Source organism: Paracoccus benzoatiresistens (assembly GCF_026913015.1).
Lineage (GTDB): Bacteria > Pseudomonadota > Alphaproteobacteria > Rhodobacterales > Rhodobacteraceae > Paracoccus > Paracoccus benzoatiresistens.
Genome location: NZ_JAPTYD010000051.1, coordinates 1 through 23423 on the forward strand (window position 1 = coordinate 1; position 23423 = coordinate 23423).

The 23423-nt window shown below is 62.5% G+C and carries 25 protein-coding genes and 1 pseudogene; 14 read left to right on the top strand and 12 right to left on the bottom strand.

The genetic code is table 11. The annotated features are described in order from the left end of the window. Positions 1-676, top strand: a pseudogene (locus OU682_RS19500) (hypothetical protein); the annotation flags it as partial. 193 nt (positions 677-869) lie between these two features. Here the strand turns inward: OU682_RS19500 and OU682_RS19505 are convergent. Beyond that, positions 870-1628: an SDR family oxidoreductase gene (locus OU682_RS19505; protein WP_268943881.1), complete on the bottom strand. Its 759-nt coding sequence runs from the start codon at positions 1626-1628 to the stop codon at positions 870-872. Positions 1629-1721: 93 nt separating this feature from the next. Between OU682_RS19505 and OU682_RS19510 the strand changes: the two genes are divergently transcribed. Then, positions 1722-2663, top strand: coding sequence for a helix-turn-helix transcriptional regulator (locus tag OU682_RS19510; RefSeq protein ID WP_268943905.1), 942 nt, complete (start codon positions 1722-1724; stop codon positions 2661-2663). Between the two features lie 35 nt (positions 2664-2698). Here OU682_RS19510 and OU682_RS19515 read toward each other — a convergent pair whose 3' ends face one another. Next, the gene (locus OU682_RS19515) at positions 2699-2893 is read right to left on the bottom strand and encodes a hypothetical protein (RefSeq protein WP_268943882.1); all 195 of its coding nucleotides are present in this window, start codon (positions 2891-2893) and stop codon (positions 2699-2701) included. 69 nt (positions 2894-2962) lie between these two features. Between OU682_RS19515 and OU682_RS19520 the strand changes: the two genes are divergently transcribed. The 4 genes from OU682_RS19520 to OU682_RS19535 all read left to right on the top strand — a co-directional run bounded on the left by OU682_RS19520 (position 2963) and on the right by OU682_RS19535 (position 4503). Beyond that, on the top strand, positions 2963-3388 hold the full coding sequence (locus OU682_RS19520) for a response regulator (protein WP_268943883.1): 426 nt from the start codon (positions 2963-2965) through the stop codon (positions 3386-3388). A gap of 168 nt (positions 3389-3556) precedes the next feature. After that, on the top strand, positions 3557-3766 hold the full coding sequence (locus OU682_RS19525) for a cold-shock protein (RefSeq protein WP_268943884.1): 210 nt from the start codon (positions 3557-3559) through the stop codon (positions 3764-3766). Positions 3767-3870: 104 nt separating this feature from the next. After that, positions 3871-4056: a hypothetical protein gene (locus tag OU682_RS19530; protein WP_268943885.1), complete on the top strand. Its 186-nt coding sequence runs from the start codon at positions 3871-3873 to the stop codon at positions 4054-4056. Between the two features lie 45 nt (positions 4057-4101). Then, positions 4102-4503: a DUF6481 family protein gene (locus OU682_RS19535; protein WP_268943886.1), complete on the top strand. Its 402-nt coding sequence runs from the start codon at positions 4102-4104 to the stop codon at positions 4501-4503. Positions 4504-5234: 731 nt separating this feature from the next. On the opposite strand, the gene OU682_RS19540 is transcribed toward OU682_RS19535, so the two are convergent. Next, a complete protein-coding gene (locus OU682_RS19540; RefSeq protein WP_268943887.1) occupies positions 5235-5447 on the bottom strand; it encodes a hypothetical protein in 213 nt (70 codons plus the stop codon). Positions 5448-6181: 734 nt separating this feature from the next. Next, the gene (locus OU682_RS19545; protein WP_268943888.1) at positions 6182-6820 is read right to left on the bottom strand and encodes a DUF924 family protein; all 639 of its coding nucleotides are present in this window, start codon (positions 6818-6820) and stop codon (positions 6182-6184) included. Between the two features lie 100 nt (positions 6821-6920). Between OU682_RS19545 and OU682_RS19550 the strand changes: the two genes are divergently transcribed. The 3 genes from OU682_RS19550 (at position 6921) to OU682_RS19560 (ending at position 8414) form a co-directional block, all read left to right on the top strand. Continuing rightward, the gene (locus OU682_RS19550; protein WP_268943889.1) at positions 6921-7565 is read left to right on the top strand and encodes a LysR family transcriptional regulator; all 645 of its coding nucleotides are present in this window, start codon (positions 6921-6923) and stop codon (positions 7563-7565) included. After that, positions 7466-7816 (top strand): LysR substrate-binding domain-containing protein, encoded by a 351-nt coding sequence (locus OU682_RS19555; RefSeq protein WP_268943890.1) that lies wholly within the window; start codon positions 7466-7468, stop codon positions 7814-7816. The genes OU682_RS19550 and OU682_RS19555 overlap by 100 nt, the downstream gene beginning before the upstream one ends. A 160-nt stretch (positions 7817-7976) precedes the next feature. Next, entirely contained in the window at positions 7977-8414 is a 438-nt protein-coding gene (locus tag OU682_RS19560; RefSeq protein WP_268943891.1) for a hypothetical protein, read from the top strand. A 132-nt stretch (positions 8415-8546) separates the two neighbouring features. Here OU682_RS19560 and OU682_RS19565 read toward each other — a convergent pair whose 3' ends face one another. Continuing rightward, on the bottom strand, positions 8547-10799 hold the full coding sequence (locus OU682_RS19565; protein WP_268943892.1) for a heavy metal translocating P-type ATPase: 2253 nt from the start codon (positions 10797-10799) through the stop codon (positions 8547-8549). A gap of 80 nt (positions 10800-10879) precedes the next feature. On the opposite strand from OU682_RS19565, the gene OU682_RS19570 reads away from it, so the two are divergent. Continuing rightward, positions 10880-11305, top strand: a complete 426-nt coding sequence (locus OU682_RS19570) for a MerR family transcriptional regulator (protein ID WP_268943893.1) — start codon at positions 10880-10882, stop codon at positions 11303-11305. Positions 11306-11365: 60 nt separating this feature from the next. Here the strand turns inward: OU682_RS19570 and OU682_RS19575 are convergent, their stop codons facing one another. After that, positions 11366-12109, bottom strand: coding sequence for a sulfite exporter TauE/SafE family protein (locus OU682_RS19575; RefSeq protein ID WP_268943894.1), 744 nt, complete (start codon positions 12107-12109; stop codon positions 11366-11368). A gap of 223 nt (positions 12110-12332) precedes the next feature. Here OU682_RS19575 and OU682_RS19580 point away from each other — a divergent pair, with 223 nt between their 5' ends. From OU682_RS19580 to arsH, 3 genes are read left to right on the top strand one after another with little or no spacing between them, the layout of a single operon-like run. Then, a complete protein-coding gene (locus tag OU682_RS19580) occupies positions 12333-12728 on the top strand; it encodes an ArsR/SmtB family transcription factor (protein ID WP_268943895.1) in 396 nt (131 codons plus the stop codon). Continuing rightward, complete coding sequence (gene arsB, locus OU682_RS19585) at positions 12725-13801, top strand: ACR3 family arsenite efflux transporter (RefSeq protein WP_268943896.1); 1077 nt, start codon at positions 12725-12727, stop codon at positions 13799-13801. The genes OU682_RS19580 and arsB overlap by 4 nt, the downstream gene beginning before the upstream one ends. Further along, on the top strand, positions 13798-14505 hold the full coding sequence (arsH, locus tag OU682_RS19590; protein ID WP_268943897.1) for an arsenical resistance protein ArsH: 708 nt from the start codon (positions 13798-13800) through the stop codon (positions 14503-14505). Before arsB ends, arsH begins: the two co-directional genes overlap by 4 nt. A gap of 305 nt (positions 14506-14810) precedes the next feature. Here arsH and OU682_RS19595 read toward each other — a convergent pair whose 3' ends face one another. Together OU682_RS19595 and OU682_RS19600 are read right to left on the bottom strand one after the other, a co-directional pair. Continuing rightward, on the bottom strand, positions 14811-15362 hold the full coding sequence (locus OU682_RS19595) for a DUF305 domain-containing protein (RefSeq protein ID WP_268943898.1): 552 nt from the start codon (positions 15360-15362) through the stop codon (positions 14811-14813). 612 nt (positions 15363-15974) lie between these two features. Continuing rightward, positions 15975-16769, bottom strand: coding sequence for a MauE/DoxX family redox-associated membrane protein (locus OU682_RS19600; protein WP_268943899.1), 795 nt, complete (start codon positions 16767-16769; stop codon positions 15975-15977). A gap of 84 nt (positions 16770-16853) precedes the next feature. On the opposite strand from OU682_RS19600, the gene OU682_RS19605 reads away from it, so the two are divergent. Next, complete coding sequence (locus OU682_RS19605; RefSeq protein WP_268943900.1) at positions 16854-17234, top strand: MerR family transcriptional regulator; 381 nt, start codon at positions 16854-16856, stop codon at positions 17232-17234. Positions 17235-17268: 34 nt separating this feature from the next. On the opposite strand, the gene OU682_RS19610 is transcribed toward OU682_RS19605, so the two are convergent. The 4 genes from OU682_RS19610 to OU682_RS19625 form a co-directional block, all read right to left on the bottom strand. After that, the gene (locus OU682_RS19610) at positions 17269-17748 is read right to left on the bottom strand and encodes a c-type cytochrome (protein ID WP_268943901.1); all 480 of its coding nucleotides are present in this window, start codon (positions 17746-17748) and stop codon (positions 17269-17271) included. A 154-nt stretch (positions 17749-17902) separates the two neighbouring features. Then, entirely contained in the window at positions 17903-18259 is a 357-nt protein-coding gene (locus tag OU682_RS19615) for a hypothetical protein (RefSeq protein WP_268943902.1), read from the bottom strand. A gap of 17 nt (positions 18260-18276) precedes the next feature. Next, the gene (locus OU682_RS19620; protein ID WP_268943903.1) at positions 18277-21420 is read right to left on the bottom strand and encodes an efflux RND transporter permease subunit; all 3144 of its coding nucleotides are present in this window, start codon (positions 21418-21420) and stop codon (positions 18277-18279) included. A 10-nt stretch (positions 21421-21430) separates the two neighbouring features. Continuing rightward, a complete protein-coding gene (locus OU682_RS19625) occupies positions 21431-22852 on the bottom strand; it encodes an efflux RND transporter periplasmic adaptor subunit (RefSeq protein ID WP_268943904.1) in 1422 nt (473 codons plus the stop codon). Positions 22853-23423: the final 571 nt, after the last annotated feature.

Genomic DNA, 23423 nt, shown 5'->3' on the forward strand with positions numbered 1-23423 from the left:
TGTCGGGGTTCCTCACGGACCGATACAGCGAGCGGAAGGAAACGGCGGCAAAGCTGGAAGCGCGGGTGAGCCTGAAAGCCGCGACCTGATGGTTGCAGCCCGCCGTTGGCCGGTCGTATCAAGCCTCGGCATTGTCCAGATCCTGGCCTGGGGCAGCAGCTACTCCCTGATGACGGTGCTGGCGGCAGGATGCGCTCTTCTGGCTGCAGGTCTTGTGATCTGTGCGACCGCGCCGGGCCTGCCGGCCTTCTATCTGGGCTGGTGCACCATCGGCTTCGGCATGAGTGCCGGGCTCCACGATCTCGCCCTTGCCACACTTAGCCGCCTCTACAAAGAACAGGCCCGAAGCGCGACCACCGCACAGACCCTGTGGGGCAGATTTGCGAGCACCGTCAGTTGGCCGGGTTCAAGATGGCTGCCTGCTCAGGGCGATTGGCGCGGAACGGTTGCGACATATGCCGTCCTGCGCCTGTTGGTCAGCCTGCTGCTGATCTTGTGCCTGGTTCCCAAGGAGCCCCGCACGCGGTCAAAGTCGGTCGTGAAGCACTGGAGGGCATGGCTCCAGTGTTCACCACCTGACGCAAGATTCGCTAAGGAAGCAGGGTACCAGCTCGGAGCCGGCAGCGTTCAAGTGACGGCTCCGAACCCATTTGCCATTCGACGCGTCCGCATCTGATGCGGCTGCAGCATGGCCTTCCTCCGTCGGAATGTAATTCGAGGGTCTGAAATCATGCGACGGCAGCACGACCGGCAGGGTATCCCCCGCCGGAGTCCGGCGTAACGATGTGCCGGGCCTGATCGATCAGCCTGTTCATTCGCGCCGTCTTTCTGAAGGTGGCGGCTTGTAGGACAGCCGTGGCCATTGAGGATCAGCCGGCGATGCGACCGCTTTCTCGGAACAACGTCTCGGCATCCTTCCCGGCGGGCAGCATCATTGGTGCGTCGGGGTCGGTGACTGCCCGCCAGACCGCGTCTGCCACGTCGCTGGCCTCGGTTTTTTCCACCGAACTGCGAAGTGACTGGAAATAGGCATCCACGAAGGTGCCATAAGCGTCCGGCACGTCCATGCCCATGCGCGCCACGGCATTCCTGCCAAAGGACGTCTTCGGCGCGCTACCGGGCAGCACGGTCCGCAAGCGGACGCCGAACTCGGCCGCCTCAAGCGCAAGACTTTCGCTGAAGGCGTTCACCGCCGCCTTGCTGGCCGAATAGATCGACAGCGCCGGCAAGGCCCGCAGCGTGACGCTGGAGCTGATGTTGACGATCACTCCTGCACGACGCTCGCGCATCGCGGGCATGACTGCCCGGGACATCGCCATGGTACCGATCACGTTCGTCTCGAAAAGCTCGCACGCCTTCGCAATATCCACGCCTTCCAGCACGTTGAGCATTCCTACTCCGGCATTGTTGACCAGAACATCGATCGGCCCGGCCTCGGCGATGGCGGCGTCGATGCTGTCCTGCCGCGTCACGTCCAGCGGCAGGATGCGCAGGCGGTCCGAGGAGGGCAGACCTTCGCTCGAAGGGGTCCGCATCGTCGCGACGACCACCCAACCTTTTTCGAGGAAGCGCGTGGCGATGGCTTGGCCAAAGCCTGAGGAACAGCCGGTGATGAAGATCCGGGGCATCTTGTCTCTCCTGTTGTAGGTAAAGGGAAGATAGACGCCACCCACGGGACGCGCTATGAACGGTTGTCCAAATTTATCTATCGATCGTCCGAAATGCCCGTGGAAACTATCACCGACCCAATCGCCAGTGTCGTTGTGTTGCTGAAGCCGCGGCCCTCTGTTTCCAAGATGGTCGCGGCCAGCGGTCGGTGGAGGGTCGAGCGCACGAACCTCGCCAGTCCCTTCTATGCCGCGATCGTCGAGGGGCGGTGCCAGCTGATCATCACCGGCCATGCCCCGGTAATGCTGACCGCCGGGGACTTCGTGCTGATCCCCGACCTGCACAGCTTTACCATGCATAGCGAGGTCCCCCCGCCGCCGGGCGCGGCTCGTACTCCACTTGAGACGGGGCCGGGCACGTTTCGCATCGGACCTGCCGACGCGCCCGTCCAGATGCGTGCCCTGGTCGGGCATTGCAGCTTCGCCTCGCCCGAACGGCAATTTCTGCTCACGCTGCTACCCGACATGATCCACCTGTCCGGGCACGACCGGATCATGGCGCTGGTCCCGATCATCCACGAGGAGACCCGGGCGGACCGACCCGCGCGAGGCATGGTCCTCGAGCGCCTCCTCGAGGTGTTGATGATCGAAGCGCTGCGCTCAAGCCCCGGGCCGAACCGGCCGCCGGGGCTTTTGCGCGGATTGTCGGATTCGCAGCTGGCCATTGCCTTGCATCGCATCCATGCCGACACGGCAGGGGCGCTGTCCGTTGCCACACTTGCCCAGCATGCCGGGATGTCGCGGTCGACTTTCTACGCGCGGTTCCAGACCGCCCTTGGCTGCCCGCCCATGGAATACGTCACCGCATGGCGGATGGCGGTCGCCCGGGATCTTCTGCTGCGTGGCAGACTGACGAATTCCGAGATCGCCGAGCAAGTCGGCTATGGGTCCGCCAGTGCCTTCGGTATGGCCTTTGTTCGGCACCAGGGCGTGTCCCCCCGCATATTCGTAGAGCGCATCACCAAAGTCGAGGCGCCGTCGCGCCAGCACGCATAGGCCAGTCCACGTGGCCCACCAGGTCGCCTTCATTCCTACCGGCCCATAGTGGCTGCGGCTTCGTCCGACGCACTCTTTTGAAAGGCTTGCTTGAGCTTGTCGGGGGAAGCCAACGTCACCTCCCGCAGTGCGCCGCCAGAGAATTGCCACCACATTCGCGACATGACCATTTCCTCGCTCCCTCTCACATCCAGCGACAGCCCGGCAACACCGGCCTCTGCGGATGCCATTGCCGGAGCCTTGTAACCCTTTTCCATGACCAGCAGCGCCCAGGCCGTCGCATCCTGCTGCTGACTATCGTGGACGCCACCGAAAAGCGGCAGGCCGAGGAGGCAAAGGATCTTCTCATTGACGAAATGCTTCTCGCTTTCGACCTCCAGATGGTCCTGGAAAGCAACGGATACTGCGTGATCGGACCTTCCGGAACGGTTGAAAGCGCTCTGAGGCTGCTCGCGAAGGTCCGCCCCGATGTGGCGGTGCTGGACGTGAACCTCTGCGGACGGCTGGGCCCCCCGGCCCGGCGCCGGGAGAACCTGCAGGTGCCCTACCTCCTTGCTTGGGCTTACACCAAACTCAATGATCCAAGCTACGATCTTCTGGCGGGTGTCGAGAACCTAGGAAAGCCGATCCGGGATCAAGATCTGATTGTTGCGCTGAAGGCGCTTCGGCCACAGGGCTATGCGGCATGTCTTGGCCCATCGTGCTTCCGGGCCTGTCGCCATTGACAATTGGATCGACCCATCCTATCTATCGTTTACCGATATTTGTCTGCCGAGCTATGATTGTTGCGCGTTTGGCACCGCGCTCTGAACTGATCTCCCTTTCAAAATCGCTATGTCCTGCCGTCGCGCCTTTGCGCTGCGGTTCACAAAACTGCCTTGAAAGGGTTCATCATGACCACCGGCACTGTCAAATGGTTCAATTCCACCAAGGGCTTTGGCTTTATTCAGCCCGATAACGGCGGCCCGGACGCATTCGTCCATATTTCGGCCGTCGAGCGTTCGGGTCTGGGCGAACTCGTCGAAGGCCAGAAGCTGTCCTATGACATGGAGCGCGACCGCAAGTCGGGCAAGATGTCGGCCAGCAACCTGCAAGCTGCATAAGCGTGGAAAGTGCCCTTGTCGGATGCGGAACAGTGTTCTGCTGACAGGGCATCTCGAAATTCGGGTCAGGCAGCTTGCCTGGCCTTTTTTGTCAGGACAGCATGATGTCGCACCACAAGACGCCGCGCGAGCAGGCTGAAAGTCATTTCAGCAAGGTCAGCTCGCCCTCCACCGCGCGCGAGCGGGCTTTTGAAGAGCGGGACGCGATCAGGGCTGTCCAGGACGAGAAGACCCAACGGCTGCGCGAAGCCCGGCTTGCGCGGGACGGGCAGACGCCCAAGCGGCCATGACCTCCCTGCCCTTCTGGGACACGCCAAGCCTGGACCGGCATTAACATGTCAAACACCTGGAACAGAGATTTGAGAGCCATCAAGAAGACCGAACTTGCCGAGCGCCGTGGCACGGCCACGGAAGCAAAAGCCGCCCTTCTTCAGGCCTATCGGGCCGCACAGAAAGCCTCGCCTCAGCGCGAGGCCCGGCAGCAGGAACGTATCCGGATTGCCGAGGCGCGAGAAGCCCGTCAAACGGCACGTGAACATGCCAGGCGTGAGGAACAGGTTCGTCTGGAAGCGGAAGCCCGGGAGCGTGAGGCCGCACTGGCCAAGGCAGCCACGGCGGAGGCCGACGCCCGCGAGCGCGCCGAGAACCAGAGGATCACCCGCGTTCTTGACGATGAGGCCATGCGCAAGGCCATGCGCGACCAGAGATACGCGGCCCGAAAGGCACGGCAAGGCTGATCGGACACGCCGCGACTGGCTTGCGTGTCCGATCAGCCGGCCTCAGTTGGGTCGTTCTTGAACTGTCTCTTTGCCGAGAGGCGAATGGGTGAGTGAGCTGCCCCTTAATGCCGAGGCCTCATGCTCGTCCGGGCATGGTCTTCTGCGGTCATGAAGCGGCAGTTGCAGAGCCTGCCCTCGTCATCCAGGTCGCACATCCACCAATGCCTCCGGGGAACGAGCAACACCTGGACCAGATGGCGATCCTGACTGGAAAACCGATTTCCAATCCGAAAGCCATTAGCCTTCTCCGCGCGCTCTACAGCCCGGATGAGGCGTTGGTCCATCAGCCGGATGGCCTTGACATGGGTGATCATGTGTTCAGCTCCGTCAGGTTCGACTGGCGGGGCGGGTTCAACTTCCGCAGCTCATTCCTGCCCCATGGGCTGTGTCTTTTTTCCAGCAATGGGAAGGCGGCGAGGCTTATGAGAAGAGGCCGTCGGCAATGGGCAGGATCTTGGGAGAACGTGTCCCTGTTCGCTGGCAACGCGGGAAACAGGCTCGTCTGGATGCAGAAGACCGGGACGATGCCCAGAAGCAAAGGATCCCGCGCGTCCTTGACGACGCTCTTCATATTTGGCGGCAGAGCACGAACACGGATCGATGACGGCCGCCTTGGGCCTATACTGCTGACGGGCATGGGAGCAGTGAACCGGACACGACACCCGTCAGCCTACTCCTTTGATCTGATTTCAGCCTGCCTTCTTGCGTGACTTTGGAGCCGGCTTCGCTTTCGACACTTCGCGCGCAGTAGCTTCGCTCTGCAGACGAAGTGATCTGAGCCGGGTGATCCGCTGGTTCCGTGCAGTGGCCTCGGCATCGATGATCTCACGGGCAGCGCGATCGGTGACATCGGCGCGGGTTTCCGAGCGGGTGGCCCGGAAAGGTGTCTTTGACACACTCATGGAAGAAACTCCTCTCTTGCAAAGGTCGTCCGGCAGGGTTCCATCAGACAGGGGCGACCCGGCAGAGAGACCGGGAAGATGTCGCACACAGATCTGCAGGGATTTGCAGGCGGCCAGCTGACAGAATTGCAGCTTGATCAGCTTCTTAAATGGGTATTGCGAACATCATCATCAAGACCGCTCTCTCGAGAATAAAGATAAATCAGATGTTTGATTAACGTCTTCTCCATCAGGCCAAGGCGGGGGACCAGGTCTCAGGCTGGCTTTGGAGAGGGAATATGAGAGGCTTGGTTGGGGACCAGCCAGCCCGGACCCTGAGTCATCTTCGTGAGGTGGTCTGCATTGGCGAGAGGCTGCCATGATCAGGTGAGTGCTCAGCCACGAAAGGGCGCATCATGACAGAAACGGCGGAAGATCCGCAACCGCATGAGATCGTCGCCGACTGCGTCAGATTTGCGCTAAACTCGGTGGCCATATCAGATTCGAGGCGAGGACATGGCGCGACGTGCTGTGGCGTTGCGGGCGAAGACACACACGAAGAGAGGGCCCGTTTACGAAGTACACGGGCCGGCACGTCCGTGAAGGTTATGGCACTCTGTTCGAGGCGGTATTGCAAGCTTGCGCGGAGGCGGGGCTGAAGGAGGAGGCCGACACGGATATCTTGGCGTCGTTCACGATCTTCAGGGCTACAGCTCTCAGATACGGCGCGGGCTGAAGAAGGCCGAACCGTTCGCTCAGCCAGAATCAGATTGCCGGTGTTTTGGCCATGGCCTTGCCGGAGACATTTCATCCCGCGTAGCCACCGTTGGCGAGGTAGGTCGCCTCCTCGAGCGTCGTGGTGCGTCCGAGGATGGCGTTGCGATGGGGAACCTGCCGAAACGGCGGATGACATCGCGGTGGTGGCGGGCATGGTGGGCGTCTTTGGGCAGGAAGGCCTCGGCCAATGTCACGGACCGCTCCTGATCCTCCAGCCGGTCCGAATGGCCGAAAGGCAACAGCAGAAACGTCGCCAGATCCAGCCGAGGGCGATCCCAATGGCCAAGAGCAAGCGCTTGCCCGATCACGAGCCGGGCGATCGGGTCGGTTGCATACATCCACGGTGTGCCGCGAAAGGAATTCCTCGGGTATTGGTCCAGCAGAAGCGCCAGCGCCAGCGAGCCTTCGGCGGAGCCGATCCCGCTGGGGAGCGCGCCCTCCACCGCCTGGCTGTAGGAGGCGGCAAAGCGGTCGCGGAATTCCACATCAAAGGCGAGATCCTTGGCGAACCACTTGTCTTTCCCGGCATCGCTCCAGAACGCGACACGGGCGCGAGCCTCTCCGGGAGGGGCAGAGTCGGTCACGGCACCGGAAGGGCGCCCAGCTTGAATGTTCATCTTGTCCTCTTGGTTTGAAAGGCCCAGTCAACCTGTTGCCGGGTCCTGAGGTAAAATCTCACTCCCCGGGGATGAAGTCGAACGATACGATTTCAGGGATATGCTGAACGAAATCGATCTCTCTCGGACCGACCTCAACCTGCTCGTCATCTTCGAGGCAGTGATGCGCGAGCGAAACGTCGCGCGCGCCGCGGCACGGTTGAACCTTACCGCTTCGGCCGTCAGTCACGGTCGGGGGCGGTTGCGGCGTCTCCTCAACGACCCGTTGTTCCTGAGAACGCCGCGGGGCGTGGTTACGACCGCGCGCGCGGAGGAGTTGGCGGTGCCTGTCGCCAAGATACTTGCCCACATCCGTCGTGTCGTGGCCATGGCCAAACCGTTTGACCCGAAAACATCAGCGCGCCGGTTCATCATCGGCGCAGCGGACGGTGTCGCGGCAGTGCTGGCGCGCGAGGTTCTGGAGGAGGTCGAGCGAGGGGCGCCTCGGGTCGGCCTCGGCCTGCGCCAGTTGATGGTGGGACGCAGCCGGCTTTACGACCGTGTATGGGATGATCTGCTGCAGATCCTGGAAGCGCACGAAATTGACCTTGCCATCCCTTCGCGAACGATTCCACCCTCGATCACTATTGCAGCCTGCGTCACCTTTTGGTTTCGGAGACTGCGGATTTCTTTGGGTTTGCCGACGAGACGCTTGAAAAGCTCGGGCGTCGGCGTGAGATCGCGGCGACGGTGCCGAACTTCATGATCGGCCTTGCCGTCCTTGCGGAGACCGATCTGATTGGCGTGATGCCGCGCCATCTTGCCAACGCCTATCGGTCCCGTTTTGCGCTTGCGACTGCGGAACTGCCGCTGCCGGCGGCGCTCTGGGACATTTGCCTGGTCGTCCCGAAATCCGCCCTGATGGATGCCGGGATCGCCTGGCTTTTCAACGCGGTCTTCGCCAGCCTCCAGCGCGTAGCCGGCGCCGAGGCTCCGGCATCCGCTCCTCAAGGTTGAGCATCGGGATTGCCTCCCGGTGCGAGAGGCCGTGAACGTCCCTCAGCGACTTGCTGAAGTATGGTCACTGGCTTCATCTGTCCGGCGGCGCGATCCTGTCCTGACTTGCCCCGCGGCGACCCTGCCGCCCGTTCATTCAGCCTCCTGCAGGAACCGTCCAATGGACCCGTCATATCCGCACCCTTCTGGTCCAGTCATCGCTCGACCCGGCGACGCACCGATCGCCGCGTCAGGACGATCCCTTGTCCTTCATGAATGGACCATGCCTGGTCCATCCTATCTTCGCTTCCATCTGGTCGACCGGGTCTTCGACGCGCCTGCCGGCACCTCGGTATTCGTGCCCGCCGGCGTTGCACATACCTATTCCTGCGTGGTCCCAAGCCGCTACCTCATCTTCCTGACGCCGCGGATGGATCAGCTGATCTCGCATCTGGTGGCGCTCACCGACCAAAGCGAGGTAGCTCGCATCCTCGCCGAGTTTGATACCGAGATTGTGGATCCGGGCACCCAGATGCCTGCCAATGTCGGCTCGACCCCGCAGATCACCGATCTGAGGCGCCAAGACTGTCTTGCATACTCCGAAACAGCTCGAGGATAGCCCCTCAGGCGCCTGCGATCCGCAAGGCGCTGGCCCACCGGCAGCATCCGCATGGTGTTCTCGGCCCCCTTTGCGCAGCAGCTTTGTACCTTCACCTTTGCCGCCTGCAATGAACAGGGGTGTCCCAGCATCTCAGCCCTCTTTTGTCGGATCGAAGGCCAGCAGGCGCAGGGCGTTGAGCGTGACCAGAACAGTAGCCCCAGTGTCGGCGAGAATGGCGATCCAAAGGCCGGTGATGCCCAGCACCGATGTCACGAGGAACACAGCCTTCAAGCCAAGCGCCAGCGTCACGTTCTGCCTGATATTGCCCATCGTTGCGCGTGCCAGCCGGATCAGGGCGGGAGCATCAGTGACGCGGTCGCGCAGGATTGCCCCGTCGGCCGTCTCCAGCGCCACATCGGTGCCCGATCCCATGGCCACGCCGACCCGCGCCTCCTTCAAGGCAGGGGCATCGTTGATGCCGTCGCCGATCATCATGACGCTGCCCTGGCGGTTCAGGTCGCGGATCGCGGCCAGCTTGTTCTCAGGCATCATGCCGGCTTGGAAGGCAATGCCGAGGTTGCCAGCAATGGCGGCCGCAGCACGGGGGTTGTCGCCGGTCAGCATGGTGGCGCTGACGCCCAATGCGCTCAACTGACGAACAGCCTTGGCCGCATCCTCGCGTGGCTCGTCTCGCATGGCGATCAGCCCGAGGGGCTGCCCGGCCCGGAACACAGCAATAACGGTCTTGCCTTCCTGTTCCAGCGTGGCGGCGCGACGGCTGGCCGCGTCGTCAATCCCGCCGATTTCCGCGGCGTGAGAGGGCGAGGACACCCAGGCTTTTGCCTGTCCCACAATGGCTTCGACTCCTCTCCCCGCCAGAACACGCGCATCACGTGCAGCCGGGACCGGCACCTCGGCCGCCTTGACCCGGTGCAGGATCGCCTGAGCGAGAGGATGGTTCGAGCCGGTTTCCACGCCGGCCGCAACGGCCAGAAGCTCGGTGCCGCTGATGCCGGCGGCAGGGATCAGATCGGTCACGACCGGTCTGCCTCGGGTCAGGGTGCCGGTCTTGTCAAAGGCGACATGGGTGGTCCTTGCGGCCGCCTCGATCACCGCGCCGCCCTTCATCAAGAGGCCGCGCTTGGCCCCCGAGGACAGTGCCGAGGCAATGGAGGCCGGGACCGAGATCACCAGGGCACAGGGGCAGCCGATCAGCAGAAGCGCCAGCCCGCGATAGATCCAGGTGCTCCAGTCCTGACCGAAGGCCAGCGGCGGAACCAGAACAACCAGTGCCGACAGGGCAATGACCGCTGGCATGTAGACCTGCGAGAACCGATCGATGAAGCGTTCCGTGGGCGCGCGAGCCTCTTCAGCCTCTTCCACCAGGCGGATGATGCGGGCGATGGTGTTGTCGCTCGGGTCTTTGGTGACGCGGATGCGCAGCGCGGCCTCGGTGTTGATGGAACCCGCGAAGACCCCGTGCCCCACGCTTCGGGTTACCGGCACATTTTCCCCGGTCACCGGACTTTCATCGATGCCGCTTGTGCCCTCGATGATGTCACCATCCGCGGGAATGCGATCACCGGGCCGGACAAGAACGACCTGTCCGACCTGCAGCCTGCCGGCCGGGACAGTCCGTGTCTGTCCGGCGACTTCGAGCAGCGCAGTCTTCGGCACGAGATTTGCCAAGGCCTGGATGCCCTGGCGCGCCTTGCCGGCGGCGACGCCTTCAAGAACCTCGCCTAGGGCGAACAGGAAGATCACCAGGGCGGCTTCTTCCGCAGCGCCGATGAGCAGCGCCCCGCCGGCAGCGATGCTCATGAGCCCCTCGATGGTGAAGGGCTGGCCCATGCGCAGCGCCTCGAGAGCGCGCTTTGCCACCGGAATGACGCCGATCAGGCAGGCGGCAACAAAGGCCCAGTATCCAGCCTCGGCCGAGGTCAGAAGCTCGACCAGCCAGGCGAGGGCCAGCAGGCTGCCTGTCAGGATGACGAGCCGTCCCTTTCCTGTCTGGTGCCAGGATTTGCTCCTCTCGACAGGGGCGTCTTGCGCCAGATCATGATCTTGCAGCGGAGGGAGGGCGACCTTGCTTTCATCCTTGCCCTCGGGGGTCTCTGCTCGGGAGAGCGGCATCGCGTCCGGCAGCACGAATGCCTTCTTGCGCGGTGCCTGCTGGCCCTTGGGCGCGATCCCGAAGCCCAGCGTGCGGATGGTGGCCTCGATGATCTCCGGCTCCGTGGTGCCCGGGGCCAGGTTCAGCGACAGCCGTTCCGCCATCAGAGCGACCCTGACTTCGCTGACACCCGGCAGCCGTTCCACCGCGCGCGATACCTTTGTCGTGCAGGCTGCGCAGTCCATGCCCGTTACGGTCCACTCCCGCCGCTCTGTTGTTTCAACCGCCATTTCGCTTCCCGCTTGAAGTCTTTTCTTCATCGAGTCGGGAAGATAAGACCTCCAGCAACTAGAGGTTCAAGAGGTTTCTTATGCTGAGCATCGGAAAGCTGAGCGCGGTCACAGGCGTCAAGGTGCCGACCATCCGCTACTACGAGGAGATCGGGCTCTTGCCCGAGGCAGAGCGCAGCGCGGGCAACCAGCGGCTTTACGGCGTGAAGGCCCAGGAACGGCTTGCCTTCATTCGCCACTCCCGCGAACTCGGCTTCCCGCTTGACGATATCCGGGAGCTGCTCAGTCTTTCAGACCAGCCCGATATGTCCTGCGCTGCGGCCGATGTCATTGCCACACGCCAGCTTGGATCCGTCAAGGACCGCATCATGCGCCTTCGAGCCCTGCAGCAGGAGTTGGAGCGCATGCTGACGCAATGCGCGCAAGGGACGATTTCGGATTGCAAGGTCATTGAGGCTCTCGGCAATCACGAGAATTGCTTGCATGCCAGTCATGGAGAAGTGTAGCGAGCGCACCGCCTGTTGAAGGCCAAGTGCTCGTTGTCTTTTCAGTTCATTGCCCTGCCCCTACCAGACGAGCTTGATCCCTGACATCAACAGCAGGAAAGCGAGGATACCGCGTAACCAGCGATCGGACAGATGGCGGCTGCCGATATAGGAACCAATGGACCCGCCCACGGCAACGGCGGCAAGCCATACCGGAAGCGACGAGGGTATATGGTTCCATGCCGCAAAGGCCCCGATCAGCGCCGCAGCCGAGTTCATGAGATTGTAGACCGCCGTGGTGGCTGCCGTCTGGCGAGCGGTGCCCCAGTTCATGTTCAGAATGATCGGCGCCAGGAACACTCCGCCTCCTGTGCCCGTCGTGCCCGAGACAAAGCCAATGACCGCTCCCGTTGCCAGAGCGGCTCCGAAGGGGGGTGTGACTGGCGCTTCATGTGCTGAAGATCTGCTGCGAAACGCAGTGCGTGCCATCTGAAGCGCGGAAAGGATCAGCACAACCCCCACGACCGGGAAATAAGCATGCTCTGGCAGGTGGACCGCGCCCCCGAGCATCGAGAAGGGAAAGCCCAGGAGGGCAAAAGGCCAAACATTCCGCCATGAAAGTCGCCCGGCCTTCAGGAACAGGGTGGTGCCGATGGCTGCGACCAGAAGGTTCAGGGAAAGAGCCGTGGTCTTCATGGCAAGAGGCGCAAAGCCTGCCAAACCCATGATGGCGATGTAGCCTGACGCACCAGCCTGCCCGACCGCTGCATAGACCAGAGCAATCAGGAGGAAAGCGCCCGAAAGCAGAAATGTATCGCTGTCCAATGCCTTCCCCAACCTGCCAGAGAGACAGCTTATGCCGCGGGAGTTCGTCAGCACCAAGGATTGCTTTGGTTTGGACCGACAAGCGGAAGACCAAGCATAATGTGATCCTATCAACATCTGGCTTTCGTTCGCTGCGCCGCCGTATTGACGACCTGTTCTGAAGCTTCTTGACCCTTGAATGTCGATACATCAACATCTCAGTATTCTTTGAGTAGTTGATTCGATGAACGAGCCTCAAGCGCTCACTGCCTTTGCGGCCCTGTCCCAGGAGACGCGGCTGCGTATCGTGCGCCTGCTGGTGCAGGCTGGACCTGAAGGCATGGCTGCCGGGGCGATCGGCAAAGCTGTTGACGACGCGACAACCTCACGCCTGTCTTTTCATCTGACCCATCTCGAACATGCCGGGCTGATCCAGTCCCGACGGAATGGGCGCTATATCATCTACAGCGCTGTCTATTCCGCCTTGGCCGGGCTTGTCGGCTTCCTCTTGAAGGATTGCTGCCAAGACCACCCGGAAATCTGCGCACCCGCTCTCGCAACACTGACCTGTGCCTGCGGCCCCACCCTCACCGAAACGGCAACCGCACCCGCTCCGCCTGAGCAAGGGAGAGTGCCATGACGGCCACCCGCCCGGCCCGCCGGCTTTCCTTTTTCGACCGATACCTGACGCTCTGGATCTTCGCGGCCATGGCCCTGGGCATCGTGCTCGGGACGATGTTCACCGGCCTGCCGGATGCCCTGCATGGCCTGTCGGTCGGATCGACCAACATTCCCATCGCCATGGGCCTGATCCTGATGATGTATCCGCCGCTCGCCAAGGTGCGCTACGAGGAGTTGCACCAGGTCTTTGCCAACAAGCGCGTGCTGCTGCTGTCGCTGGTTCAGAACTGGATCATCGGGCCGGTGCTGATGTTCGTCCTGGCGGTCATCTTCCTGCGGGACCAGCCGGAATACATGACCGGGCTGATCCTGATCGGCCTCGCGCGCTGCATTGCCATGGTGCTGGTCTGGAACCAGCTCGCGCGCGGCGACAACCAGTATGTCGCGGGACTGGTGGCCTTCAATTCGATCTTCCAGATCCTGTTCTTCTCGACCTATGCCTGGCTGTTCCTCACGGTCCTGCCGCCGCTGTTCGGGCTGGAAGGCAGCGTCATCGACGTGAGCTTCTGGACCGTCACCGAGGCCGTGCTGATCTATCTGGGCCTGCCGTTCCTGGCCGGTTTCCTGACCCGCCGCCTCCTGATCGCCCGGAAAGGGGCCAAGTGGTATGGGGAGGTCTTCCTGCCCAGGATCAGCCCGATCACGCTGGTGGCGCTGCTCTTCACCATCGTCGCGATGTTCAGCCTGAAGGGCGGGGATGTGGTGCGACTGCCGCTGGATGCGGTGCGGATCGCCATTCCGCTGGTGCTCTATTTCGCCATCCAGTTCCTGCTGAGCTTCGCCATGGGTCGGCTGATCGCCCGGGACTACCCGCGCACCACGGCCATCGCCTTCACCGCCGCCGGCAACAATTTCGAACTGGCGATTGCCGTCGCCATCGCCGCCTACGGACTGGCCTCGCCGGTGGCCTTCGCCGCCGTGATCGGCCCTCTGGTCGAGGTGCCGGTGCTGATCGGGCTGGTCAACGTCGCCCTGCGCCTTGGTGACCGCTGGTTTCCCGCTGATGCCGCCCTGAAGGAAGTCCGTGCATGATCCCCGACCTGCCGAACCTGTCGCCCGATGCCCTCCGCCCGCCGAGCCTGCCCCTGGTGTCGCGCGCGAGCCATCCGCCGCGCATCCTGCTGCTCTACGGCTCGCTGCGGGAGCGCTCCTACAGCCGCTTTGCCACGCTGGAGGCCGAACGCCTCTTGCGCCATTTCGGCTGCGAGACCCGCGTCTTCCACGCCAATGGCTTGCCGCTGCCCGACGATGCCGAGGCCTCGCACCCCAAGGTTCAGGAGCTGCGGGAATTGTGCCTGTGGTCCGAAGGCCAGGTCTGGACCAGTCCCGAGCGGCACGGCGCGATGACGGGCGTGATGAAGTCCCAGATCGACTGGATCCCGCTGTCGATGGGAGCGATCCGGCCGACACAGGGTCGCACGCTGGCGCTGATGCAGGTGTCCGGCGGCTCCCAGAGCTTCAATGCCGTGAACCAGATGCGCGTGCTGGGCCGCTGGATGCGGATGGTCACGATCCCGAACCAGTCCTCCGTTGCCAAGGCCTATGACGAGTTCGACGAGGCCGGCCGGATGCGCCCGTCGAGCTACTACGACCGCATCGTGGATATGATGGAAGAACTGGTGAAGTTCACGCTGCTGACCCGCGACCTGTCGGGGTTCCTCACGGACCGATACAGCGAGCGGAAGGAAACGGCGGCAAAGCTGGAAGCGCGGGTGAGCCTGAAAGCCGCGACCTGAGGAGCGCGTCTCTGCTGCGGCTGCAAAGTCGGCACTACGCTGCGGAATAGATGAACAGCGGCTGTGGGCTCAACTTCCTCCTGCCCCCTCCTGCACCGACCTTTGCCCATCTTCTGAGTGCCGCTCCGGCACCTAACGGGTGGAACAACACCTAAGTAGATTGATAGCCCGCTTAGTCCTAAATTGCTGCCGATCTATCCGTTATTTCGACGATGCGGTGCCACCAGCCTGCATTTCTGTGCGCCCCACCAGGCAACCTTGTGTTGTTGGGGCCGCAGCCGTACACACCGGCGACCCCGAGGTTCTCATTGCTGGCCCGCATGCTCCTCGACCCAAAAGGTCATTTCCTCGATCTCCGGGCCTTGAGCGTCGATGATCTTCTGAGCCATGGCTGTTGATGCTTCATCATCGCCATACTTCAGTTCGACCTCGGCCATAGCAATGGCGCCGGTATGATGCGCGATCATCCCGCAGTAGAAGGCCAAATCAGGATCCTTGATGGTGTGGGTGGCCATCATTGGCACGTTCATCTCCATCATGGCCTGCAGGGAAGCCTTCTGGGCCTCGTCCATGCCTTCCATGCTTTCCATGCCGGACATGTCCATGTCTTGCATCATCCCTGACATGTCCGACTTCTGGATAGCGTCCTGGCAGCCCTGCGGCAGGATCGACAGGTCGACCCTTCCGGAATGGCCCTCCATTCCGCTCTCCTGAGCATGAAGTGTGGGCGCGGCCAGAAGGACAGCCATGATGGCAGCGAGTTCAAGTTTACGCATGAGAGTTCTCCTGTGATGAACCTGTTGATTGCGAATGTGAGGCTGTTGTCTGGCGGCAACGGGGACATCGGCATCAGGCATCAACGCAGTCCTGCCGGTCCCTGCCCCGGTTGCCGCTTGGCGTCATGCACAGCGCATGCGCTGGAACGTCCGACCGCTTTCATGCTCAAGCTCATAGTAGACCACCTGATCGAGGTGAGCCTCTGACCTTGATGAGACGCGATCAGACTGATGCGAGCAGACGTGGAGGACGACGCAGTCCTTCAGGCTCGTGCCCAGCCAACGCCGCGACCACCCTAGGAGCCTTGGACGGAACGTCCCAAGGCTTGCCCAAGTGAGGTTCATTGTCCGGTATAAGCGCCAAAAGGCACGCCTCGCCGCAGCACATGTGCTTTGCCGTTTCAGCGTCGTGGTATTGGTGGTCTGTAGCGGACGAGGGTTTATGCGTCCAATGGACAACCCCATGAGCATCTGCAAAGAGGGATGCTCCGGCATGGGCAATAGCATGATTGTGGGCCTGCGGGACTTTGCTTTCCGCAGCCACAGCGTGTCCCACAACCAGGACCGCTGTCAGAACCGCGACGAAGCGCGCGAGCCTCTGCCAGATCACCGTCGTGCTTGTGTGGATGGCCAGCCGTCCCATGGCAGGGGAACGCCAACGGGACAGCCTTGTTCCAGCACCGGGTCACCCGGTTACATTCCGTGCGCCCACAAGGGCAAAAGGCCGAAGGCACCAAGCGCCATCCAGATCGCCATGGCGATCATCATCAGGTTCTCGGTCAGCGATACGAAGCCCAAGGGTACGTTGCTCGATCCGCCGACGCAGGCGCATTTGAGTTCGCGGCGGTCCAGATAGACGGCCTTGAAGACCGAGACCGCCCCGATGGTGCCGATGACCAAGGCAATGGGAACCGAGAGCCACGTCAGCGCGCCGGCGATCATCAGGATACCTGCTACCCCTTCGGCAAAGGGGTAGATGTAGGAATAGGGCACCCATCGTTTTGCCAGCAGATCGTAGTTCAGAAACATCGTTGCGAAACTCTCGACATTCTGGAGCTTGAGGAGCGCCAGGACGGCCATGCTGAAGGCGATGAACCATTCGCCAGCACGGGCGGTGAAGAGCGTCCCATAAACCGCAAAGCTCGCGGCAAGCGCCATCAGCAGCGTCATGGCGAACAGGGCGATCACCGGCCGATAGCTTGTGGCCTTGGGATCGGTGACGCGCTTGCCGAGAAAGCGCCGCAGATCATCGTAGCCGCCGATGCGCCGGTCACCCATGAAGATCTGCGGCGTGGTCGCGACCTCATGACTGGCCTTGAAGGCCTCGACCTCATGTCGTGTGGCAAGGTGATGATCCTCGACCGCAAAGCCGGCGCGTTTCAGCAGGTCCAGGGCCTTGAGGCCATAGGGGCAGGTGTGATCCGGCATCATCATCCGGTAAAGGCGTGCTGACTTGATCGAGCCAGCATTTGCAGAGTGTTCCGACATCCCGGTATCTCCTTCGCAACTTGATTTGGAGCATCTCGGCACGTATATACGTCCTGTACCATGGTACGGAATCAAGAGGCAAAGTTGCTGACGATCGGAAAACTTGCCCAAGCAGGTGGCGTCGGGGTCGAGACCATCCGTTTCTACCAGCGAAGGGGCTTGCTCGGCATGCCGGCGCGTGACGGTGGCATTCGCCGCTACGGGAATCCGGATGTCCGGCGGCTTCGCTTCATCCGCAAGGCGCAGCAGGCCGGCTTCACACTGGAGGAGATAAAGGAACTGCTCGATCTGGACACCGGCCACGATCATCGCCGGGCGCAGGAAATGGCCCAAACTCGCTTGGCAAAACTGGATGAGCAGATCGCCGACCTGCAACGCGCGCAGCAAAGCCTGCGCAAGCTGGCTGCGGAATGCGCACAGGGAGGGTCCAGGACCTGCCCCATTCTCGCGGCCTTTGAGGTCTAGGCCTGCCCCGGAGGTACCTGCGACAGCCCGTGCCCTAGGTCTGCTTCTGGAGGGCGCTTACTCCACTATTCTGTCCTGCCTGGACAGCCTGTATTCGCGCAGACCAGGTCGATTTGATGAACGCGAGAATGGCGGGGATGTCGTCATCCTCCAGGATGGCGCCGAACGCCGGCATCCCGGATGTCATGGGAATGCCCGCGTCGTCCAAAACGGGTTGGCCGCCCCGGCGAATGTAGTCGGTCAGCATGGCGTCGTTGTAGTGCCAGGTGTGGCCGGTTTCATCATTGGGCGGGGCAGGAAAAACCCCGTTCTCGCCCATGATCTTCCAGTCTGGCTGGCCTTCAAGCTGCGCTCCGTGGCATGCCGCGCAGTGTTCGGCATAAAGCTCAGCCCCTCGCTGCAGCTCTTGAGAACTGCCATAGGTCCATGTTGCCGAAACCGCCGCACAGACAAACGCGAGGGCAGGCAGCCCTTGGAGCAAGACAGAAGAGGCAGACAAGGCATTTCCCGGCATCCTTGGAGAGCCCCGTGTAATTGAAGGACGATCGTCCCAAGCGCCCGCACCCTTGGACGTTCCGCTCCAAGATTTTCTACCTGGTCAGGCATGGGGCCTCTCGCGGAGGCTCCCATGCTGTTCAGAAGGAAGCAGGAACGCCAATCCGGCACTATCAGAACTTCGCCTGAACGGTCTTGCCATCGGCATCGGTCAGCTGGACGGCGCCCTTCACGGTCTCGGGCACTGCTGATCCGGTGTCGCCCGACAGCACACCTGCCGCCGTCGGTTCGAGCGGGATCCGGACCGGTTTCCCGTCCAGCACCAGAATGGCGGTTCCTGTCATTGTCTCGGTCGCAACGGCACTGTCGTCGTCCATCGTCACATGCGCATCGACGCGCGTGCCGTTCAGGACAAGCTCAACACGGTAAGGCCCCGCATCGACGCGCATGCCGCCATTGGGTCCCAGACCTGGCTCGTGGGCGAAGGCACCCGTCGCGAAGAACAGCGAAATAAGAGAGATACGCAGCATAGCAATGCTCCTTGGGTTCAGAAAGTGGGAATTGTTGCGCCTTGGGGCGCTTCGGCCGGGTGGGATTGGCGGCGAGCGGTCTCGACCAGGCGCTCCAGCGCGTTGCGTCCGTACCGCAGAAACAGCACGGGCGTCAGAAAGGTATCGAGCAAGGTAGACGAGATGAGCCCTCCGAAGATGGTGACCGCAACCGGGTGCAGGATCTCCTTTCCGGGTTCTTCGGCATGGATCATCAAGGGCACGAGTGCCACACCCGCAGACAGGGCCGTCATCAGCACCGGTGTGAGGCGTTCCAGCGATCCGCGGACAATCAAGTCGCGTCCGAAGGGCAGGCCTTCATGCAGCGCGAGGTTGATGTAGTGGCTGATCTTCAGAATGCCGTTTCGCGCTGCGATGCCGGTCAGGGTGATAAAGCCAATCATCGAGGCGACCGACAAAGGCTGCCCGGCGATCCAGAGCGCGGCGACGGAGCCGATGAGGGCTAGTGGCACCGAACCCATGATGATGAGCGCGCAGACAGCAGACCGGTACCGACTGTAAAGGATGGCAAAGACCATCCCCAACGAGACAAGCGACAGAAGCCCGATGGTGCGGCTCGCTTCTTCCTGGGCCTGGAAGGTCCCCTCCAGCGTTGCCGAAAACCCCGTCGGCAGATTGGCATCGGCGATGATGGCGCGGATCTCGGCCACGACCTTTGCCATGTCCACGGTGCCGTCCGTGTTGCCCAACACGACCAGACGCCGCCGCCCGTTCTCGCGCAGGATCTGATTGGGCCCGTCGGTTTCCCGCACCTCCGCGAGTTGGCGGACCGGCACCCATCCCGCGGGTGTCTCGATCAGGAGGTCCCCGAGCGCCTGCGTCGTCCGGCGGTCCTCGGCAAGCCGCATCACGACATCATAGGTGCGCTGCCCGTCGACCAGCTTCGACACGACCCGGCCATTGGACAGCTGCTCCAATTTCTCGGTAATGGCTGCAGGCTGAATGCCAAACAAGGCGGCGCGGTCATAATCGATGCGGATCTCGAGCTGCGGGATGCGGACCTGCTTTTCAAGTTGAAGATCGACGAGCCCGGGAATGGCGGCAATGCGGCTCCGAAGGTCTTCTGCGACGGCTCGCAGCGTATCAAGGTCATCGCCGTAGACCTTCAGGGCCAACTGGGCCCGCACGCCAGACAACATGTGGTCCAGCCGGTGCGAGATCGGCTGGCCAATGTTCACGGCGACAGGCAGGACCGACAGACGCGCGCGGATGTCAGCCACGATCTCGGTCTTCGGCCGCTCGCCTGGCTCCAGATCGACCTCGATCTCCGAGGAATGCACGCCTTCAGCGTGCTCATCCAACTCGGCTCGTCCGGTGCGACGCCCGACGGCCCGCACTTCGGGCACCTCCATGATGAGCTGCTCCGCGATCAGGCCGACGCGGTGCGACTCCGCCAGCGATATGCCGGGATTGAACAGCATCGAGATGGTGAAGGTGCCTTCGTTGAAGGGCGGCAGGAAGGCACGAGGAAGAGTGGTCGCCGACCATCCGGCAACAAGAACAGCCAGAAAGGCCAAACCCATCAGCGTTCGCTGCCATCGGAATGCAACCGCCAGGGCCGCCCGGTTGCCACGCTTCAACATGCGCACGAGCCAGCCTTCGTGTTCGTCCAGCCGCCTCATGCCGGGCAGCAGATAAAAGGCCATCACCGGGGTCAGCGTGATCGACACGACCAGGCTGACAAGGATGGAAACGATATAGGCCTGACCCAGTGGGGCAAACAGCCGCCCCTCGATGCCTGAGAGCGCGAACAGCGGCACGAACACCAGCACGATGATCATCGTCGCATAGACGATCCCCGATCGCACCTCTTGAGAGGCCGACACGACGACCTCGAAGGTGGAGCGCGGATTTCCCGCTTCCCGGTTCTCGCGCAGGCGCCGGAAGATGTTTTCGACATCGACCACGGCATCGTCCACCAGTTCGCCGATGGCGATGGCAAGACCTCCCAGCGTCATGGTGTTGATGGACAAGCCCGTCGCCTTGAACACGATCGCCGTGGCCAGAATCGAGACGGGAATGGCCGTCAACGAGATCAGCGTGGTGCGCAGGTTCAGAAGGAAGGCGAAGAGCACGATCGCCACCACAATGACCGCCTCGAGCAGCACTGTCTGCACGTTCTTGACCGAGGTCTCGATGAAATCCGCCTGCCGGAACAGCACCTGATCGGCACGCATCCCCTCGGGCAGGGTGGCGGTGATCTGCGCGAGTTCTGCCTCGACCGCCCGCGTCAACGCGACGGTGTCCACATCGGGCTGTTTCTCGACAGACACGATCACGGCGGGCCGCCCCATATAGCCCGCCTCGCCGCGCTTCAGTCGTGCACCGTAGCTGACCTCGGCGACCTGGTGGAGCAGGACTGGGCGCAGCCCGTCGCTCTTGACCACGACCTTGCGCAGATCCTCAAGCTTGAGCGTATTGCCGATATTGCGGATCAGGAACTCTCGGGAATACTGATCGGTGAACCCGCCGCCGGTGTTCCCGCCAAAGGCGGTGATCGCGGCCTCCACATCCTCCAGCGTCACGCCCAGGACACGCAGGGCTGCGGGGTTTGGCGCGACGCGGAACTGTCTCACCTCACCGCCGATCGGGATCACCTGGGCCACGCCCGGGATGGCCAAAAGGCGCGGCCGCACCAGAAAATCCGCAGCTTCGCGCAACTCCATAGGAGAAACACCTTCAGGTGCCGTCATGGCGACCAGCATGACCTGCCCCATGATGGAACTGATCGGTCCCATCTGAGGCGTCACCCCTTCGGGCAGCTGTTCGGCGACAAGCGTCAGGCGCTCCGCAACCTGCTGGCGATTGCGGTAGATGTCGGTTCCCCAGTCGAACTCGACATAAACGATCGACAGCCCGACGCCGGAAACCGAGCGCACACGGCCTACACCGGGCAGTCCGTTCATCTGGGTTTCCAGTGGGTAGCTGACAAGCTGCTCGACCTCGGGCGGTGCTAGGCCTTCGGCTTCCGTCATGATGGTGACAGTAGGCCGGTTGAGGTCGGGGAAGACATCGACGGGCAGACGCATTGCCGTAAAGGTGCCATAGCCCACCAGAATGGCCGCCAGCACCAGCACAAGCATCCGGTTGCGGAGCGATTGTGTGACAAGGAACGTGAACATCTGACGGACCTCACCGCAACTGATTGAGAAGTTCAGCGCCCTGCGTCACGACACGGTCACCGGCCACCACCCCTGCCACGATCAGCACGCTGGCGCCGTCCAGAGGTTCGATGCGGACGGCGCGGGATTCGAAGACTTCCGGATCGGTGTGGACATAGACGATATCCTCGCCGTTCGCCCCCCGGATCACCGCATCCCGCGGCGCCGCAATTCCGCTGAGGGTTGTGTCCGTTTCTGCCACCACGGTGACCATCTGGCCAAGACGTATCCGCTTCCCGGCGTCCTCAATGGCGAAATGCACAGGCTGGGCCTGACTGCCATCGGCAAATCCCGCACCGACCAGGCGGAGCGGGATCAGACCGCCTCCTGTGTGGGCGATAGAGGCTGTCGCGCCCATTGCATCGCCGCTGTAGGACAAGGCCTCGACCCACAGCCGGGCGGGATCCACAATATGATAGACAACGGTATTGCTCTCGGCGATCAGGCCTGGCGAGGCATTGGCGAGTGCAACGACCCCGGTGATCGGGGCGACCAGCTCTTCGGCGTCAAGCTTCATCTCATCAAGCGCTGCCCGACGCTCGCGCAGGCCGGCCAGGGTGATTTCCGCCTCGTCGAGCTCTGTCGCGGAAACCGCGCCAGAGCCGCTGAGCTTGCGGAACCGCTCGACCTGTCGGACGCTGATCGCGATCTCCTGGTCCAGCTCGGCCTGCGTCTGGCGGATTGATGACTGGTCAATGGCCGCAAGGGAGGGCTCAACCAAAGCAAGCACCTGCCCCGCCTCGACCGTGGCTCCAAGAGGCGGAAAGCCACCTGCTGGCGCGGACAAGCGGCCGCCCACCGCTGTCTGAACAAAGCCACTGGCATTGGGGTCGGGGATCACTCGGCCTGGCAGTTCCAGGCTGCGGCGATGTTCCTGCTCGGCTGCCACCAGGGTCCTGATCGCCAATATCCTTTGGGCCACCTTCGGAGCAAATATCCGACCGTCGGGAAGGCGCTGTGCCACATCGCGCACGACCACGACGCCCGGTGGGGCAGCCGTCTCCGCATGGGCGAGGCTCGCGCCCATGACCACCAGCAAGACCGTGGCCGCGACGCCTGCCACGACGCGCCGCCTTTGCATAAGGGCCATGGCGAGCATTCCCCCGACAAACCCGATGCCGCCCATCAAGAGCATGGCCGGATCATTGCGGCCCAAGCGATCAACAAGTCTGGCCGTGACAACGTTGATTATCTCTTGCGCGGACACCGCACCGAGAGACGCTCGCGCTCCGGGCTCTGCGGCAGGCACCGGCGGGGCGGCATGGATCCTGAGGGTCCCTGTCAGAAAGTCGATGTCGGAGCCCGCTGTCACCGTGAACAGCAGTTCGTGGTCACCGGGCTCTGACACCCAGGGCGCGGCCAGCCGGTACGCATCGCCCTCGATGTCGGCCACGACCGGTCCTTCCGGCGTCTCGACCTCGATCGTTGCGCCCGAGACCGGTTCGTTCGTGTCGAAGCGGTCCAGAGTGACTGTCAGAGCGCCATCAGCCGCAACCGCAACAAGCTCGAAGAGCGCGCTGGTCGCTGTTGCACGCGGTGCGGTCTGGATGTCCGGCGGTGGCGGGGTGTCGCCATGCGTGTGCCCCTCGTGAGCGGTTGCGTCTGAGAGGGACGCAAGTATCATCAGAATTGCCCCTAGGGGCGTTTGGAATAGACGCATGGAAGACCTCGTAAACAGCAAGTCAGACAGGCTGCCGCCCAGGGGCGGAGCGCAGAAACGTGCGGTTACGCGCTGTGTCTTGGAGGTCGGAGCAACCCGTGCGGCGAGGTCTGATACACCACGATGATCGAAGCCGCCTGATAGGTATTTCGCGGCTCGTCGGCCAATGGAAGGTCATGGGTGACAAGGGTCGTGACGAGACAGCTCGACGAACTGCAGCACGTCACGCAGTCCGACCAGGATCTTTCGCCAGCATCAGAGCTGTCTGCCTGGGGCGGAGATGCGTTTTCAGCGACCTGCGTGA

Excerpts from the sequence above, each read along its gene's own strand:
- OU682_RS19570 (WP_268943893.1), top strand. The coding sequence starts at position 10,880 with ATGCTGAGCATCGGAAAGCTGAGCGCGGTCACAGGCGTCAAGGTGCCG.
- arsH (WP_268943897.1), top strand. The coding sequence starts at position 13,798 with ATGATCCCCGACCTGCCGAACCTGTCGCCCGATGCCCTCCGCCCGCCG.
- OU682_RS19510 (WP_268943905.1), top strand. The coding sequence starts at position 1,722 with ATGCCCGTGGAAACTATCACCGACCCAATCGCCAGTGTCGTTGTGTTG.
- OU682_RS19515 (WP_268943882.1), bottom strand. The coding sequence starts at position 2,893 with ATGGCATCCGCAGAGGCCGGTGTTGCCGGGCTGTCGCTGGATGTGAGA.
- OU682_RS19535 (WP_268943886.1), top strand. The coding sequence starts at position 4,102 with ATGTCAAACACCTGGAACAGAGATTTGAGAGCCATCAAGAAGACCGAA.
- OU682_RS19525 (WP_268943884.1), top strand. The coding sequence starts at position 3,557 with ATGACCACCGGCACTGTCAAATGGTTCAATTCCACCAAGGGCTTTGGC.
- OU682_RS19600 (WP_268943899.1), bottom strand. The coding sequence starts at position 16,769 with ATGTCGGAACACTCTGCAAATGCTGGCTCGATCAAGTCAGCACGCCTT.
- OU682_RS19545 (WP_268943888.1), bottom strand. The coding sequence starts at position 6,820 with ATGAACATTCAAGCTGGGCGCCCTTCCGGTGCCGTGACCGACTCTGCC.
- OU682_RS19505 (WP_268943881.1), bottom strand. The coding sequence starts at position 1,628 with ATGCCCCGGATCTTCATCACCGGCTGTTCCTCAGGCTTTGGCCAAGCC.
- OU682_RS19610 (WP_268943901.1), bottom strand. The coding sequence starts at position 17,748 with ATGCCGGGAAATGCCTTGTCTGCCTCTTCTGTCTTGCTCCAAGGGCTG.
- OU682_RS19550 (WP_268943889.1), top strand. The coding sequence starts at position 6,921 with ATGCTGAACGAAATCGATCTCTCTCGGACCGACCTCAACCTGCTCGTC.
- OU682_RS19595 (WP_268943898.1), bottom strand. The coding sequence starts at position 15,362 with ATGCCTGATGCCGATGTCCCCGTTGCCGCCAGACAACAGCCTCACATT.
- OU682_RS19620 (WP_268943903.1), bottom strand. The coding sequence starts at position 21,420 with ATGTTCACGTTCCTTGTCACACAATCGCTCCGCAACCGGATGCTTGTG.
- arsB (WP_268943896.1), top strand. The coding sequence starts at position 12,725 with ATGACGGCCACCCGCCCGGCCCGCCGGCTTTCCTTTTTCGACCGATAC.
- OU682_RS19560 (WP_268943891.1), top strand. The coding sequence starts at position 7,977 with ATGGACCCGTCATATCCGCACCCTTCTGGTCCAGTCATCGCTCGACCC.
- OU682_RS19530 (WP_268943885.1), top strand. The coding sequence starts at position 3,871 with ATGTCGCACCACAAGACGCCGCGCGAGCAGGCTGAAAGTCATTTCAGC.
- OU682_RS19580 (WP_268943895.1), top strand. The coding sequence starts at position 12,333 with ATGAACGAGCCTCAAGCGCTCACTGCCTTTGCGGCCCTGTCCCAGGAG.
- OU682_RS19615 (WP_268943902.1), bottom strand. The coding sequence starts at position 18,259 with ATGCTGCGTATCTCTCTTATTTCGCTGTTCTTCGCGACGGGTGCCTTC.
- OU682_RS19540 (WP_268943887.1), bottom strand. The coding sequence starts at position 5,447 with ATGAGTGTGTCAAAGACACCTTTCCGGGCCACCCGCTCGGAAACCCGC.
- OU682_RS19565 (WP_268943892.1), bottom strand. The coding sequence starts at position 10,799 with ATGGCGGTTGAAACAACAGAGCGGCGGGAGTGGACCGTAACGGGCATG.